This is a genomic window from Schaalia canis, from assembly GCF_003858455.1.
Classification (GTDB): Bacteria; Actinomycetota; Actinomycetes; order Actinomycetales; family Actinomycetaceae; genus Pauljensenia; species Pauljensenia canis.
The window spans coordinates 21,711-38,335 of record NZ_RQZF01000014.1; the positions used below are offsets into that span (position 1 = coordinate 21,711).

The 16,625-nt window shown below is 56.9% G+C and carries 12 protein-coding genes; 7 read left to right on the forward strand and 5 right to left on the reverse strand.

Annotation, left to right across the window (positions count from 1 at the left end; translation table 11 throughout):
• Positions 1-39 precede the first annotated feature (39 nt).
• Positions 40-4,812: an MSCRAMM family protein gene (locus EII11_RS09880; protein WP_124872277.1), complete on the reverse strand. Its 4,773-nt coding sequence runs from the start codon at positions 4,810-4,812 to the stop codon at positions 40-42.
• A gap of 410 nt (positions 4,813-5,222) precedes the next feature.
• The gene (locus EII11_RS09885) at positions 5,223-6,077 is read right to left on the reverse strand and encodes an aldo/keto reductase (RefSeq protein ID WP_124872280.1); all 855 of its coding nucleotides are present in this window, start codon (positions 6,075-6,077) and stop codon (positions 5,223-5,225) included.
• Between the two features lie 59 nt (positions 6,078-6,136).
• Between EII11_RS09885 and EII11_RS09890 the strand changes: the two genes are divergently transcribed.
• The gene (locus EII11_RS09890) at positions 6,137-7,438 is read left to right on the forward strand and encodes a M18 family aminopeptidase (RefSeq protein ID WP_124872283.1); all 1,302 of its coding nucleotides are present in this window, start codon (positions 6,137-6,139) and stop codon (positions 7,436-7,438) included.
• A 199-nt stretch (positions 7,439-7,637) separates the two neighbouring features.
• On the opposite strand, the gene EII11_RS09895 is transcribed toward EII11_RS09890, so the two are convergent.
• Positions 7,638-9,206: an aspartate-alanine antiporter-like transporter gene (locus EII11_RS09895; RefSeq protein WP_124872286.1), complete on the reverse strand. Its 1,569-nt coding sequence runs from the start codon at positions 9,204-9,206 to the stop codon at positions 7,638-7,640.
• Between the two features lie 180 nt (positions 9,207-9,386).
• Here EII11_RS09895 and EII11_RS09900 point away from each other — a divergent pair, with 180 nt between their 5' ends.
• The 4 genes from EII11_RS09900 (at position 9,387) to EII11_RS09915 (ending at position 12,255) form a co-directional block, all read left to right on the forward strand.
• On the forward strand, positions 9,387-10,328 hold the full coding sequence (locus EII11_RS09900; protein WP_165867144.1) for a DUF2510 domain-containing protein: 942 nt from the start codon (positions 9,387-9,389) through the stop codon (positions 10,326-10,328).
• Positions 10,318-10,764, forward strand: a complete 447-nt coding sequence (locus tag EII11_RS09905; RefSeq protein ID WP_124872292.1) for an RNA-binding S4 domain-containing protein — start codon at positions 10,318-10,320, stop codon at positions 10,762-10,764. Before EII11_RS09900 ends, EII11_RS09905 begins: the two co-directional genes overlap by 11 nt.
• A gap of 72 nt (positions 10,765-10,836) precedes the next feature.
• On the forward strand, positions 10,837-11,697 hold the full coding sequence (locus EII11_RS09910; protein WP_124872296.1) for an aldo/keto reductase: 861 nt from the start codon (positions 10,837-10,839) through the stop codon (positions 11,695-11,697).
• Between the two features lie 120 nt (positions 11,698-11,817).
• Positions 11,818-12,255, forward strand: coding sequence for an ACT domain-containing protein (locus EII11_RS09915; RefSeq protein ID WP_124872299.1), 438 nt, complete (start codon positions 11,818-11,820; stop codon positions 12,253-12,255).
• A 230-nt stretch (positions 12,256-12,485) separates the two neighbouring features.
• Here EII11_RS09915 and EII11_RS09920 read toward each other — a convergent pair whose 3' ends face one another.
• On the reverse strand, positions 12,486-13,610 hold the full coding sequence (locus tag EII11_RS09920; RefSeq protein WP_124872302.1) for an NADH:flavin oxidoreductase/NADH oxidase: 1,125 nt from the start codon (positions 13,608-13,610) through the stop codon (positions 12,486-12,488).
• A gap of 41 nt (positions 13,611-13,651) precedes the next feature.
• Here EII11_RS09920 and EII11_RS09925 point away from each other — a divergent pair, with 41 nt between their 5' ends.
• Complete coding sequence (locus EII11_RS09925; RefSeq protein ID WP_124872305.1) at positions 13,652-14,974, forward strand: DUF4921 family protein; 1,323 nt, start codon at positions 13,652-13,654, stop codon at positions 14,972-14,974.
• A gap of 22 nt (positions 14,975-14,996) precedes the next feature.
• On the opposite strand, the gene EII11_RS09930 is transcribed toward EII11_RS09925, so the two are convergent.
• Positions 14,997-16,094 carry a substrate-binding domain-containing protein gene (locus EII11_RS09930; RefSeq protein ID WP_124872307.1) on the reverse strand — a complete coding sequence of 366 codons (1,098 nt, stop codon included), beginning with the start codon at positions 16,092-16,094 and terminating at the stop codon, positions 14,997-14,999.
• Between the two features lie 243 nt (positions 16,095-16,337).
• Here EII11_RS09930 and EII11_RS09935 point away from each other — a divergent pair, with 243 nt between their 5' ends.
• Positions 16,338-16,604 carry a DUF4235 domain-containing protein gene (locus EII11_RS09935; RefSeq protein ID WP_124872310.1) on the forward strand — a complete coding sequence of 89 codons (267 nt, stop codon included), beginning with the start codon at positions 16,338-16,340 and terminating at the stop codon, positions 16,602-16,604.
• Positions 16,605-16,625: the final 21 nt, after the last annotated feature.

Consider the following 16,625-nt stretch of genomic DNA (forward strand, 5'->3'; position numbering starts at 1 on the left):
GGTTCTCCTTTTCTGGTTTCTTGTGCACTGTGGCGGGATTCAGGGACGTTGTTGCGCTGTGCGCAGCAACAACACAGTGGCCACGCCTGCGATCAGAAGCACAAGCATGCCGCTGATAAGCAGGTGGTCTCGGCCTAACCCGCCTGTGTGCGGGATATTTGGGACACCGGAGTGATCATTGGTGATGGCGTCTCCACCGGTGAAGGAGTGGGTCAAGGCATCTGCTTGGACTGTGAAGTCCTTGCCGTTAGCTCCGTTTTCCGGCAGGCGGAAGCCGACGGGCGCTTGGGTTTCGCGCAGCTCGTAGTTGCCCCATTTGAGCGCATCAATATGGAACTTTCCAGCTTCGGGTTGTTTATCCAGGCCCGTGCATGCGGCTGCTTCGTTGGCAACGCAGTCCGTCAGAGGCACGCCCTGGGCCCAGTCGCCGTCACCGTTGCCTCCTTCTGTTGAGGTCAGCATCCAGGCTGACCCTTCTAGAAGGCTTCCGTCAACGGCACTGATCTTGTCGAACGTCAGTGAGCCAAGTTGGCGGATGGCATAAGTCGTAACCTCTGCAAGATTGCTCGCACTGACGGTGACCTTAATGTAGTCCTTGCCTTCGGCAACGACCTTACTCACACCCGACACTTCTTCTACATGAAGTCGATCAGGATCAAAGCCCTGCGGTGTCACGGTTCGACCGATGTAGTAAATACCTGGCCGCATTCCAGAGAAGACGTACTTCCCACTCTTCTGATCGAAGGCCGCTACCTTTCCTGTGGCAACATCGAAGCTTCCGGGAGTGGCACTTTCTGGGAAAATCTTCCACTCTTCGTTTCCGCTCATTGGTGCAGACGTTCCTACACCGAGCGCGGTGTCGGGATAACCTCCATCAAAACTGCGGAGCGTCACATTGGTAAGTCCTCCGACGATGGTAGCCTCACAAGTGACAACAGCATCCGTGTCGGGCACCTTTAGCGTCCAAGTCTTGCGATTATTTGCCATACCCTTATCCGTCGCTACAAACGTGATCTCTGGCGAAGAGCCCTCTTTATAACGACACTCCAATATGGGTTGATAGGCGCTTAACGCATCCGCTGGAGAGGTTGTCAGAGTGACTGTTCCCTCGGCCTCGTTCATCGTCCTCACAGGCGAGGTCAGGATGCCGATCGTTGTCTGGCCTGCTGGAATATTCGAAGAGGCTGACGCAGTGGATGCCGGGGTGGCGGGATTTGTCTGATTCCATGCAATGGTGAATTGATGGGTGGATCCTTTCAGACGATCACCCTTAGCCTTTAGTTGGATACTCGGGCACGCTCGATTGGAGTCAACCGGAGCGTCAAAGTGCTGCGCAGTACGGTACTGATTCGGCACTGACGTTGCGAAGGCATAACCAGGATTGGCTACGGCATCAATACTGCCATCCTGGTTTTTCGTCCATGTCACCTCTGCGGTACTTGGTGGTATCACCCAGTAAGCATTACTGGGTCCACAAGGGTCAATTTTGCGATGCCCCTTTAAGGCAGAAATCGTTTGAGGTGCCGGGACAAGCTTCCAATTGAAGGCATAGGTGTGTTCCGTTTGTTCCGTTGCCTCATAGACGGAACGCTGCGAGCGTTCACCGCCATAGTAGAAGGCGTGCCCAGGCAATGTTGGGATGTCTTCTTTCCACATCATGCCCTCAGGTGGGCTGGGTGATGTCGCAATGAGAGTACATTCATCCTTCCACCATTGCCGACCTACCTTTGTGACTGTGGTCATACGGGGATTTTGGCCCGCTGGCACTGTCATAGCCGGAAGAGCCGGAACAGCATGTCCCGAGTTCTCACAGACCAAGCGACCGTTGAATACCAACGGACCGACGTCGACAGCAGCAGTTACTGGGATTTCGACGGTGTTCTTCCATCCAAAATCGAGCAATTTCCCAAGGATATTCCACCGCACATCAGAGAACTCATAATGCTGGTTACGAATACCGAACTCAAGGTTTGACTGATTAGGATTCCCCTTAATATCACCCTTTGATGTGATGATACTGAATGCTCGAAATCCTTCTGACTGGACAGGGCTGATAACTCCCATTTTCGCCGAAACTACAATGTCGGCCTTGTTATCACCTGCCAGGCCGGAAAGAACACCTTTGAGGGAGTAATAGTCCCGTTCAAGAGTCAGGAGACCTGTGATCTTATCCTGACAGCTTCCCTTCTTAAAGAAACACCTAGCTACACCTTGGACTTCCGGCGGAAGCGTCGCAGCAAAGAGGTCGCGACCGAGAGCTTCCTTGGGGAAAACGATAGATCCCTTTGGATAGCGAATCTCATAGGAGATGGCGTCACTTTGACCGTTGTGACTCTGAATAGTTGTCGTGGTGGAATGCGAAGCGCCGGGAGCAGAATCATTGGCGGGTGCCGTCATGAGAACGCTTGTGTCATGACAAACATAGGGAACACTATAGCCATCCTCAGCCCTTATTTGTCCGTTGTAGGTAATATCCAATCCCGGAAAAGTAGGTAAATCGTAGGGATTTGTAGCCTCTGTGTGGGCTTTCAGAAAAACTGAACCCTTCGAGGATGGACATTGACTCGACTCCTGAGAACTTCTGCTACCGATTTCATAATCAAATCGAAGGGTACTCGCGTCGGGATCCGTTGGATCATATGCCGGAATTGTTACGACACCTTCATCTATAAATAAAGGAATCTGCGTAACCGCCCCGGTCGAACTCCCAGTTTTCACTGTACCGTCGCTACCAATGCGCCTATAGTCCCATTCTGAGGATGAAGAATAGGGAATATTCCAATAGAAAGCGGAGTCGTAATCATTGCCGGTATTAAACTTTAACTCCTTATTTCCCACATTCTTAACTGTCACATGAAAACGCTTGTATCCACCCGTTACATACCCCTCCGGATCACTCGCGAAGCCCGAATGCAGACCTCCCGCATAGAGGGGAAGATCATTATCGGCAGTGACCGTAATTTCAATCTTCGGCTTTTTCTCGCCACAAGCCCAAGCTCCACGCACCGTAGTTCCCGGCGTCAAAAGCACATCTTGACGCCGATCAAAGATTCTACGGAAACCCGTGGAAGAATTCTCGGACTGAAGATAGACGACAGTCCCATTATTAGCAAAAGGAGCCCTTACTTCGACCTTGGGTCGGAAGAGAAGGTCAACAGGCTGACTTTCCTCACGATTCGGGACTTTTAGACATTCAGAAAAAGTATAGGTGGTGGTCGCCTGAAGTTTGATTTTTTTACCAGGCGGGACAGAAACCTGCCTTTTCCTGAAATTGTGGACCGAAATTGGGTCACGTAGCCCTTCGAGAGCACCGCTAAGACGCAGCGGCCATTCAAGAGGAGGACATACTGTATTGTCCTCATCATCAATGCAATTTACCTCTTGTTCTGCCGTTATTGCCCCGGGATTTTCCCGAGTTAGAAGGTGTCTCTGATTCGGCGCATTGTAGCCCGATTCATTCAGCATTAAGGAGAACCGCGGATCCAGACCGCTTTCCAGAGAGGCTAAGGGGATGGGCTGCGTGCCGGTATTTTCTGCGACAAACTCCACCCTAGTCACCGCTTGCCCGGGAGATGCGGAAGAGGTGTTTGCTGTGAGATCGCGCATACTTAGATTCAGCGTTGTCTCAGGACATGGTTTTGCAGCAAAAGATGCAACCTTCTCGACAACATCCTCTTCAGCGCCTACTCCAACGATCCTGGGTTGAGGACTATTAGAATAGGTGCTCGCGCCATTTTTTACCGTAAGTGCATAACTCCTACCCTCGGGCCCAATGCATGACGCAAATAGCTTGACACGAAACTTAAGAACTAATTTTTCACCTTTCGCCAACACAGGCAAAATAGTGCTTTGCACTTGATATGGGCCGGATCCTGAAATTTGATGATTAATCGCCGAGTAATAAGAGCGGAAGTTATTCGGACTCACCTGCAGGTTCTCACAGAGGCCAGAAGATGAGTTCTGCTCATCACATTGAACCTCTGTTAGATACTCCTGCCCAAATGCTTCCAAGCGATCCCGCCCAGGAATTCGGCTGCCTCCATCTGAATCATCGAAGGCTAACTGTGACTGAACCTGTGGCCGAAATTGCCAAAGGTCTTGCCTTCCCTTGTTTTCCCAGGAAATAGTATATTCAGCATAATCAGCCGAGGCTCCATTCTCATCATCGGGAGCACCCACTCGCAGTGCGGTAGGAGGAGATGGGGGCGTAACTACAACATCCACACGCGACGTTGGAGGTGTACTACTATTCGCAATGAACTGACGGAAGGACTGTTTAGTAGCCGATTCGAGACCTGACCCGGGTCCCACACTCAGACTGTGCATCGTCTCCGATTTTTTGTATGGAAGGTGGGCTTGAAGTCTAATCCGGTAGTGATGCTGCGGGGGCAGTGAGTTCAGAGCACCAGTCATGCTCGGCGAACTATTTCCCTCCCAGATCTCATTGTCCGTAAGTATAGCTCCGCCACCGGAAAAACAATTTTCCTTCTTCACAAACTCAGGTTCCCCGCCAGCGACAAGACGATAAAGTTCGCACGGTTGATCTTCATCAAGGAGAGAAGCGTGCCACGTTCCTTGACCGAAGGTGAACGTGACAGGAAGATCAGTCAAGGCCTCTGTACCAATATTCCCGATGATGGCGGTGTATTCCGTTAAGGTCCCAGCATTAGGGCTCTCGGCATAGTGAAGGCGCAGATCAAGATCGCCTTCACTAACAGCAGCGGCAGCACGCACAGAAATGATAAAACCCGCCAACGCTAAAACCATCACTACGAGCGTGACTACAAACTTGCGTAGCCTAAACACTGACATTGCGGGCCTCCATTGAATGCGGGAAGTATGGCAGTCTTAGCTGACTTCTAATGCTATATAAAATACGATCACACTTTAGCTATACATATTCAACATAGGCAAAAATTTATACCAATTGGACAGCTTAGTTGCCTAATTCATGGATGAGACGGGCTCTACATCCAGATACGAGGCACCCCAACGACTCTAGCCAACTGTGCTTTTCCTGCGGACTTGCTGCATATGAACCAAGAATTTCGACGCTCACAAACAGTGACCAAGCCGCAGAAGTTTGCCCGCCGCATTAAGAAAAAGGCAGATGCTAACGACTCAAATAGCTCACTACCAGGTCAAATAACAATTCCATTACGAATGGCTGCCTGGAGGGTATGCACTCTCACCTTGACAGCCCGCCAACAGGTGACCCACGCCTAGAACTCCTCATAAACGGCCGGATCCTGCCCCTTCATACGCCCATCCACACGCACCAAGGCAGTAATCGCCTCCAGCTCCTGTGCACTCAAGCGACACTCCACAGCTAACAGGTTTTCACGTTGACGCTCCACATTCGCGGACTTCGGCAACGGGATACTCCCCCGCTGCACATGCCACGCCAACACCACCTGCACGGGCGTCACCCCATGCGCCCGCGCGATGCTACGGACAACGGCCTCGTCAGTTGAGCCATTATTACGGCCCAAAGGACTCCATGACTGCGTGCGCACCCCCAACTCCTCATGCACACGCAACGCCTCGACCTGCGGGAAATACGGATGCAACTCAATCTGATTTACCGACGGCAACACGCCTACCTCATCGCGCAGACGCTCTAAATGCTCCGGCAAAAAATTCGACACCCCCACCGAACGGATCAGACCCTGCTTTTGCAGGTCCACCAACGCCTGAAACGCCTCCACATACAACCCCACCTTCGGATTTGGCCAATGAATCAAATACAAATCCCAATAATCCAAACCCGCCCGATACAACGACTCATGCACCGTATCAACCGCCTGATCATAAGCGTGACGCCTGCCCGGCAGCTTCGACGCCAACACCAACTCATCACGGCCCACCCCACAACGACGCTGCACCTCACGCACAGCCTGCCCTAGTGCGCCCTCATTCTCGTAATTAAAGGCCGAATCAAGAAAGCGGTAGCCCTGCTCGATCGCGCTCACCATCGCCGCGACCCCCGCAACGCCATTCAACTTATAGGTGCCCAGCGCCATCGCCGGAACACTCACGCCATCATTCAAGGTGTACTGCGGAATGTTCACACTCATGTGTCGAGCATAACCCCGCCCTCGAATACCCGCCCACATTTGAGGCTTAGGATTGAACTATGACTTTCTCCTTCGACCCCACCACCGCCAACGCCCTCGACTACACGCATTTCCTCAACGACTGCCCCTCCTCCTTCCATGCAGCCCACGTCGTTGCCGGGCGCCTCGTCGACGCTGGCTTCACCATGCAGGACGAAACCCAACCGTGGGACGCCACCCCCGGCGGACACGTCATGATCCGCGAGGGCGCCGTCATCGCCTGGGTCGTCCCCGAAAACCTGGCCGATAACGCCGGATTCCGCATTGTCGGAGCACACACCGACTCCCCCACCTTCACCCTCAAGCCCAACGCCTCCACCCAAACCGCCGACGGCTGGAACCAATTCGGCGTCGAAATCTACGGCGGTATGCTCATCAACTCCTGGCTGGACCGCGAGCTCGCCCTCGCCGGACGTGTCATCACCCACGATGGGCGTGAACTCCTCGTCCGAACCGGAGCCCTGGCCCGCATCCCACAGCTCGCCATCCACCTTGATCGCACGGTCAACTCCGAAGGCCTGACCCTCAAGCGCCAACAGCACATGCACCCCATCTGGGCAGTCGACGCTCCCGGCGCGAACATCCTTGACATTATCGCCCGTGATGCCGGGCTGGAATCGGCAGCAGACATCGCCTCCTACGACATCGTCACCATCCCCCAACAAGGCGCCGGATTCTTTGGAGTCAACGGCGAGTTCATTGCCTCTGGACGCCAAGATAACCTCTCCTCCGTACACGCGGGCCTGGTTGCCTTGGAGACGGTTATTTCTGAAGGAATACCTACCGATGGTGATGTGCGTGTCTTTGCCTGCTTCGATCACGAAGAAATTGGCTCCCACTCGCGCACCGGCGCAGCCGGGCCGCTGCTCAGTGATGTCCTCACCCGCACCGCACACGCCCTGGGCCGCGACGCCGAAGGCCTCGCACGCATGATTGCGGCGTCCTTCTGTGTGTCCGCCGACGCCGCACATTCCGTGCATCCCAACTACGGTGAACGCCATGACCCCGACACCCGTCCCATGATGGGACGCGGCCCCGTCATCAAGATCAACGCCAACCAGTCCTACGCTACCGATGCCACCGGCATCGCACGCTGGAAGCAGGTGTGCGTGGCTGCGGGCGTGCCTGTGCAGGAGTTCGTGTCGAACAACGATGTGCCGTGCGGCTCCACCATTGGCCCGATCACCGCCACCCGCCTGGGCATCCGCACCGTTGACGTTGGCATCCCCCTGCTTTCCATGCATTCGGCCCGCGAAATGGCTCATGTCAACGACCAGTACGCGCTGACAACTGCCCTGGCGGAATACTGGAAGCAGGGCTGAGTGACGACTGAGCGCTTAACGTCAGCGATAGCGCTTTAATGTACAACTTAGTGCCTTGTGTGCGGTTTAGTGCCTTGTGTACGTGGTGCACCACGTACACAAGGCACTAAGTTGTACACAAAGCCTTAAAGCGTACGCCGGGAAGGGAACACAAAGCCTTAAAGCCTACGCCGGGAAGGGAACACAACGCCTTCACGCGCTACATCACCCACAGCAGGGGCACCAGCAGAATCTTGACAATGATGGTGAAGGCAAAAAGCGTGGCATAAGCGGACTCAATGCGTTCATCGGCCAGGCGACCTTCCGCAGCTTGCAGCACTGCAGGCTGCCCCAAGAAACCGGCCACTGCACCGGCCGTACGCGCAGCCGACAGGCCCAGCACGCGGCCCGCGAGCGCCTGCAGTACGCAACACACTGTCACAATCAGCGCGGCCAGAAGTACAGCCTTCCAGCCTGTCCATGTCACCAGCAGTGCCGCCATGTCGCCACCGGTCACCAAGCCCAACGCCGCGAGGAACAACATAATGCCGATCTGGCGGATCGTCATGGCTGCTGAAGCGGGTAAGGTCCACAGCAATGGACCTGTTCGGCGCAATGCGCCTAGGAGCAACCCCACCAGCAAAGGCCCGGCAGCAGAACCCAGTTGGAATGAGGCTCCACCTGGCATCGGGAAAGGTACGGCCCCCAGCAGCATGCCGAGCACCATGCCGATACCAATAGCCATGGCGTCAACTTCAGCGACGCGTTTTTCCGAATCCCCCAGCCATGTCTGAATGGCATCAAGCTCGTCTGCGGGGACGACAACAGCAACATGATCTCCCATTTGTAGGGCAAGATCGTCGCGGGCAAGAAGGTCCAAGTCGCCGCGTCGTACACGGGTGATGACAGCACCGAAGCGGGCAGCAGTATTGAGCTCAGAAATGCTGCGTCCAGCTACTTCGGGATTTGACACGACGATGCGTTCAAAGGCAACGTCTGATCGGTCGTGAGCAAGGTGATGATCGAGTACATCACCTACTTGGGTGACAGCTTTCTCCACTGCTTCGGGAGCGCCGACCATAATGACTTCATCCCCTGCCAGCAGGTCCTCACCGGGCACGACAACGCGTGTTCGGTCGCCTCGTCGCAGGTAGCTCATCCGTAAACGCTGCTGTCGCCACCCGGGTACTTGGCGTGTATTAATGTCCTCGCGTACCCGCACTGTGACGGCTTCAAGTCCCAGACCTGCAGTTGAAGGCGTGTCTTTGGCTCCCACCCATGAGCGCATGACCGTGATGGACACAATGACTACGCCGACGATGACACCCACCGGGTAGCCCAGTGCGTAACCGACCGCGGCTTGCGGGTCGCCTGTGACGCGCGCCGCCGCATCCAGGGCGGGGGCGGCTGTGAGTGCGCCGGTGAAAACACCGATGGTAAGGGATTTATCGAGTTCAAAGAACCGCCCGCCCAGCAAAGCTAAAACTGCGCCGACGACACTAATCATCGCAGCCGCCATCAGCAGACCGGATCGCGAGCGCAGATCGTGAAAGAAAGCAGCGCCGGCAGATACGCCAACGGTGTAGACAAAGAATGCCAAGCCAATCTGCTGGACGATCTCTAGGCCCTGGCCAACACCGGGGTAGAAAGCGGACACTGCCAGCCCGATAAACAGGGCGCCGGCAGCACCAAAACGAATCGGGCCGATGCGGATTGCGCCGATGGCGGCACCGATTGCCACAACAAGAAAGAGGGTCAGAAGGTGATTCGCCGTCAGTAAGTCCGCCATATCTCTAGCTTAGTTCGCCCCCTCATTCTGCCCGCTATCAGAGAGCAATTCTGCAAAAAAGCTCATTTCCTGGCACGATTAACAGCAGCATTATTCCGTGACTGTCGTGATGGTGGCGATTGTAGAACCGGCACACGGTTGCGGGGTTTCGGTCGGTGGTGCATGAAAGGATGGTTGCCCATGACGCATCCTCCCCACGGTTGGTATCCCGACCCCAGCGGGCAGAATCTCTACCGGCGCTGGGATGGAGAAAAGTGGTCTGACCTGACTAGTAATGATCCGTCATCGCCGGAGGCAACCTCTTTAGATCCTCTACATTCGGGCGAGGCCAACGCCACTGCTTCTTTCCCCGGCACCTTTGCGCGCACTGCGCCCTCCTTCGGGCCGCAGGCTGATTCTTTGGAGGATCTTTTTCCGTCTCGCCCTGTCTCGCCCGCTACTGCTCGACGCCAGCACTGGCGCAAGGCCCTTGCCTGGACGTTGATCGCTGGGGCGCTCCTTATTCAATTGGGTGCCATTGGGGTCCTTGCGATCGAGAATTTCAATCTCGAAAATCTTGTTGTTGAGCAGCGCAATGAAATCGACACGCTGAAGCGCCAGCGCGAGGAAGAAAACCAACGGCGCGAGCAGGAAGCACAAACACAGGCAACGGCATGGTGCGCGGGAGTGTCGGAAGAAAATCGTCTAGCTGTCCCCGAGCTTTTTATGAAGTATCAGCGGGCGGGACGTCTGACTCAGGAAGCTACTCAGAATGCCTGCGCGGATCGGGTGGCTATTGCCCACGCCGTGTCCGTGGTGGATTTTTCTTTATTGCAGTCGATTGTCATTGATGAATGTTCGCATGTTCCCGGTGAGGATACTGCGTTAGTTCGTGGCACTTTGGCGTTAGCTGGCCCCTCAGTGGGCGATCACGTTGCTGAGTCTTTACAGACGGGTGATGTGTGGATTGATGTTGCCCTTGTCGGTGCTCGCAGTAGTTCTCCTGCGGCAACCACGCGCGTTGAGGCTGTCTCACCGGGTGAGTCCCGAACCTGGGAAGTGACCTTACCTTTCCAGGGGCTTTCTGATATTCACTCGTGCCGTATTCATTCCGTGTCATGGTGGCCGTCCAATGCCTCCTAATCACGTAGTGGATGCTGATGCTGCCCCTATTGTCCCGCCTCCTGCGAACGCTTTAGCAAGCGGCTCGGAGGTGCGTGTTGATACCTGGTTGTGGGCCGTGCGCCAGACGAAGTCTCGTTCGGCTGCGACCGCCGCCGCCCGCGCGGGCCACGTCAAAATCAATGGGACTACCGCGAAGGCCTCGCAAAAAGTCCGTCTCGGTGATGAGGTTCGCCTCAGGGTTGAAGGTTTCGATCGGGTTCTTATTGTCACCGGTTTATTGGTGAAGCGCGTGGGCGCACCCCAGGCTCGCGCCTGCTACGAGGATCGTTCTCCTCTGCGGCCTCGTATGGCGGGGGCTGTTCCAATCCGCGAGCGCGGCAGTGGGCGTCCTTCGAAGAAAGAACGCCGCGAGTTGGATAGGCTACGAGGACGGGATTCCCATGAGCACTACTGATTAAGCCTGCCAGTGGTGTACCGCTACTGTTCGTCGTATTTTTGCCGTCCTCCATCGTTGTAAGGAAGCACCATGACTACGCCCGCATCTGCCGCCCCGATTCCCTATCTGCCCCTGCCCACTGGCGCGCTGATCCCTCAGCTTGGGTTTGGCACCTATAAAGTCACCGAAGGCGTGTACGAGGCTGTCACCTCAGCCTTGGCGTTGGGGTATCGTCACATTGATACGGCACAGATGTATGGCAACGAGGCCGAGGTGGGCCGCGCGATTGCCGATTCGGGTATCCCTCGTGAGGAATTGTTTATTACCTCTAAGCTCAATAATGACGTTCATAAGCCTGGCCCTGCCCGCGAGGCTTTTGCTGCGACCTTGCGTGATCTTCGCACGGATTATGTGGATCTGTTCCTTATTCATTGGCCACTGCCTGGCTTGTATGGTGGGGATCTTCTGATGCCGTGGCGAGTGTTGGAGGAGTTTTATGCGGCCGGTCAGGCGCGTGCTATTGGCCTGTCGAATTTTGAGCGGCATCATGTGGAGGTCATTCTTGAGGGCGGCTCGGTTGTTCCTCACGTTAACCAGTTCGAGGCTCACCCGTATTTTCCGAATAACGAGTTGCGAACTTTCTGCTGGCGTCAGGGGATTGTGACCGAGGCGTGGTCGCCGTTGGCTCGCGGGAAGGCGGCACAGGATCAGCGTCTTGCTGCCATTGGCGAGGCGCATGGGGTGAGTGCCGCGCAGGTCGCGTTGCGTTGGGCCTTGCAGCGCGGCGACATTATCTTCCCGAAGTCAGTGACTCCTGCCCGTCAAGCAGAGAACTTTGATCTTTTCGCTTTCTCTTTGAGTGCTGACGAAATGGCTGTTGTTGATTCTTTGGACGAAGGTGAAAAAGGGCGGGTTGGGTCACACCCCGACACGATGAACCGCATCCGCTAGCGAAACAAATGGCGGATTTTCAACGCTTCTGCCTGTGAGGGTGGCATCTGACAACAGATGTGTTTTCTCGGTCAACGGACAGCGCTTTAAGACCTGTCTGGATGCGGATACCCTCGAAACATGTCCGCATTGTCAGATCTTGATCAGGTCCTCGCCTCCCTCGCCCCTACCCCCGAGGGTGTCTACGTGTTTGCTTCCGTAGCTGAGGTTCCTGCTGGCCTTCAACCATTCGCGCAGATCCGCGAAGCCGAAGGCATTACCGTCATCACCACCTTTGAAGACGCTCAAAAGGCTGGCCTTCCCCTTGATGAAGCCTACGCCCGCATTACTTTGGGGGTTCATTCTGCACTTAACGCTGTCGGCTTGACCGCTACGGTTGCTCAGACGATGGCAAGCCGCTCAATTTCATGCAATGTCATCGCTGGCTACCATCATGATCATCTTTTCGTCCAGGCTGACCGGCAGGCTGAGGCTGTAGCCTTGCTCAAGGAACTCGCTGAAAGCGCGCAGGGCTGGTTGCCCTCCACTGACGATCTTCTTGATGACCCCACTCTCTGACCATCTTCACTATTGATCCTCGTCAACGGATCACGCTCCACAAACCCCGGCACCGCTCACGGCGCCGGGGTTGTTCGTATCGGACGGGTTGCTTCTCAGGGACTTCTGCCCACTCATCGCGCGTGGTTGCACCGATTGCTCCGGGCCAGGCGCAACTCGATCGACACGGCGGAACCCGTACAACGCGGGACTACCGGTGGACCAAGAGAGCCTGACAGGCGCACGCCTCCCTACAGTCGCTTCAAGCTTCGCTGGTATTGGGGCGGTAATTCAGGATCACACCGCAAATGCGAGCGCCACACCTGAGGCAGCATCGGATCGCTCAGCAGCCCGCGAGCGACCTCCACGACATCAGCCTGTCCAGTCACAAGGATCTGCTCGCCCTGCTCAGGGGCTTGGATCAGGCCACAGACGGACACCGGCGCCGCACTGCCCTGATCACGCAAAGCAGCGCGCACAGCCTGGGACCCAAAGACCTGATAGCCAGGACCGGCAGGAATCTTCACATCCGGGTAGCTACCACCTGAGGACATGCAGAACATATCCATACCGTCCTCGACCAGCAGCGATGTCAACGCCACTGTTTCTTCAAGAGTCCAGCCTGGACGCCCGTCAGCGGGGTTTTCCGCCGACCAATCCGTCGCTGACAGGCGGATCAGGAGGGCCTTATCGCCACACACCTCGCGGACACGGCGGGTAATCTCACGAACAAAGCGGGTGCGACCGTCAAAAGTGCCACCCCACGCATCCGTTCGCTGGTTCGACGCCGGAGAGAGAAACTGGTGAATCAGGTAGCCATGCGCACCATGTAATTGCACGCCGTCAAAACCTGCCTCCACCGCGCGCCGTGCAGCCTGCACGAAAGCCTCAATGATCTGCCAGATCTCATCCTCTGTCAGTTCATGAGGCGTCGGCTCACCCTCCGCAAAAGGAATGGGAGAGGGGGCCACGGTTTCCCAGCCGCCCTCGCCAATCGGTAGCGGGCCATGATCCAACCAGCCCTGCGGGCGCGATGCTTTGCGCCCAGCATGCCCAAGCTGAATAAAAGCGGCGGCACCACCTTGATGGATAGCGTCGGCAAGCGTCGCAAAGGCTGGAATCAGTGCATCATCATGCAAACTCAGGCAATGGCTGGAAATGCGCCCCTCTGGGGTGACGCCCGTAGCCTCAACAATGACCGCACCAACCCCACCCAGGGCGCGCGTGAAATAGTGATGACGGTGCCAGTCGGTCGGCGCACCCAGCTCAGCGCCCTCGCTGATGGCCGAGTACATGCACATTGGCGGCATCCACAAACGATTCCGCGCCGTCACGGAACGAACAGAAATAGGCTGAAAGACACGTGCTCGCGACATGTCTTTAGGCTACACCGCCGGAAGCAAACTAGAGTGGTCATATGGCAAAGGAGCACCCTGCGGGGAAAGACGCTGCAATCATCCGACTGGCTGATGGCACCATCAAACAGAAAAACCTACTCACCGGTACTGAAGTGTGGACCGTCCCCGGACGAGGCCACCGCCCCCTTGCTACTTCCGAGCCAGACCTCTCCCCCATTGACAGCGCCGATCATGGCCGCTACTGCGCCTTCTGCGAACAGCGCTACCTGGAGACACCACCGGAAAAGTCTCGCCTGATTCGCGACGCTGAGGGCAAGTGGCATAAGCTGCACACCCTGAAAGCAGAAGAACTGCACGACACTGTCGCTGAGTTCCGTCGTATTCCCAATCTTTTCGAGATCGTCTCTTACAACTACTGGCATCTCAACCACGGACATGTTCCTTCCGAGGACGAACACCGCCGCATGGCCGAATACCTGGCTTCAGGGACCGGCTTCGATCACGTCATGCAGCTTGTGCGGGCACGGCTCATGGCCTCAGGAATGAGCGAGGACGAGTTCGCCGTACTGTCGGATTCTGACAAACTCCGCCAAGCCAACGGGTTCTTCTCTGGCGGGCATGACGTGATCGTTGCGCGACGCCACTATGTTGATGGTGCAGAGAATGCCTCTCAACTGGCGTCCTCGGGGACGCTCACGCCCGACGAGCACTACCAGTACACGAAGTTCACAGCCGATGCGATGGCTGAACTCTACGGTCTTGACCCGGCTGTGCGCTATGTTGCCGCCTTCCAAAACTGGCTGCGTCCCGCGGGGGCCTCCTTTGATCACCTGCACAAGCAGCTCGTGGCTATTGATGAACATTCGGTGCAGACCCAGGCTGAGCTTGACCGCCTACGTCAATTCCCTGAGCAGTACGAGGATATTCTCCACGTTGCTGCCACCCGTAAGCTCCTGCTCGCTCAAAACGATCACGCCGTTGCTATTGCAGGCTTTGGGCACCGTTTCCCCACCATTGCGATCTGGCCGCTGCATGCGCCCCAAAACCCTTGGGAGGTCAGTGACGAGGTCATGCGTAGTGTTTCAGACCTGCTTCATGCCATGCATGCGGCTACCGGAGCCGATGTGCCGTGCAATGAGGAGTGGTATCACCGTCCGCCTGACGTGAATGTCCCCATGCGTTGGCGCATCCTCCTGAAGTGGCGGATTTCCACCGTTGCTGGTTTCGAGGGCGGCACCCGCATTTACCTCAACACCATGGACCCGTGGGCTGTGCGTGAGCGCGTCCTGCCGCGCCTGGAAGAAATGCGCGCGGCGGGCACTATCGCCCCGATGAAGTTGGGGGATGAGTGCCGGGTATCGCGCGAAATGCTGCGGGACTGAGCGCCTACTCGCCCTGTGTCCCTTACCAGCCCTGCGGGGTGGGTTGAAGCTGTTCGGCGGTGAGGGGGGCTGCGTCCTCGCGGGGCGCAGCGTACACACCCGTCACCGTATTGGTGGCCTGCTCAGTATCGAGGGGGAAAGCTGCCCCTTGCGAGGCCAGGAGCGCCTGGGCTGGGCGCGTGTACAGGTACGCCATGAAGGAGTGTGCGCCCTCGGGGTTGGTGGCCTGCCCATGTTGGGCAACGTAAAGGGTGCGTGACACGCAGCTTCCCGCGATGGGGGCAAGGTAGGATTCTGTGCCCGTGTTCGTGACAGCGCGAGCGGCCTGAGAAAGAGGGGCAACCGCCAGGGGGCGGGCACCACCGTTGAGGGTCCACGCGGCGTGGGCCTCGTCGACGGGGAGGACCTGCATTCCGGCGGCCTTCATTGAAGTTAGCCATGCGCTCATCTGCGCGCCTTGGGTTGCGGCAATCAGGTGGACAAAGCTGGCACCAGCGGGTGAGTCTTTCGGTGAGGGAACAATAAGCCGAGCGGCGTTGTCAGCGGCACTGAGGTCGCTGATTGTGGCCGGGGGCGTGAGCCGGTTGGCGGCGTACCATTGCGTGTCGGCCAGCACGCATACGTCGTCATGTGCGTAGGGAAGGGCTGCCGGTACCTGTTCAATGCTGGCAGCCTGTGGGGGTTGGAAGCCTTCAGGCGTCTGGGCGGCAAGGGTGGGGCGTAGGCGGAGGATTGCTCCCCCATCGAATCCGACGAGCACGTCCGCGGCCGTGTCTGCAGCGTTGTGCGCCTGTTCAATCTGCAGGGCGTATCCGGTGGTGGCGTGGAAGTCAGCGACGAGCGCTTCAGGGAGGGTGGCGTCGGGGGCGAGGAGGACGCGCACGAGGCTCCTACCCGTTGATGGTGTTGGGCCCACGAGGGCGGTGCTCGCGGCCGGGTCGGCGCTTGCGGGTGGCGTGTCGGCGTTGGCGTGCGCTGTGGCCGGACGAGGGGGGTTTCCGGGGAAGGGGTCCGTTGTCAGGGTGGTCCCTGGAGCGATGGAGGGGGTGCAGGCACTCAGGACAAGGGCACAGAGTGCCAGACCTGCTGCAGGACGCTGCAAGTGATGTGTCGTGCTCATGGGAACCCCTTTTCGATGGTGTTTATCCAGTGTAGGAGGCTTTGGGCGCTAGTCGGAATCTGCGCTGCGGTGTGTGGTGCAACGCTGCGCACACCACACATGCTTTCGTCGCTGGAAATGTTGCGGCAGAAACTGTGAGTTTCATAGGCGAGGACGATCGGATGTAGGGCATGATGGAGGGGATAAGTGCTCGGCGCCATGCCCTGTCGCGGGTCGAGTTGTCGCCTTCTTTGAGGAGTATCAATGGATATTGGTTGGAAGCTGGCTAGCACGGCTGCCCTTGCCTTGTCGGCAATGGCCGCTGGCAAGGTTGCAGAAATCGGGTGGAAGCTCGTGACCGGCAATGACGCCCCCACCGACGATGACGATACCGCCACACTTGTTGGTGTCATTGCTTTTGCCGCAGTATCGGCGGCCGTTGTGGCTGTTGCTCAGCGTTACGCAATTCGTGGCGCTGCAGCGATCTACGATCCTGACGGTGATAAGGGCGTGCGTTCTATTTCAGCGTAAGCGGATTGCCAGACCAGGTTT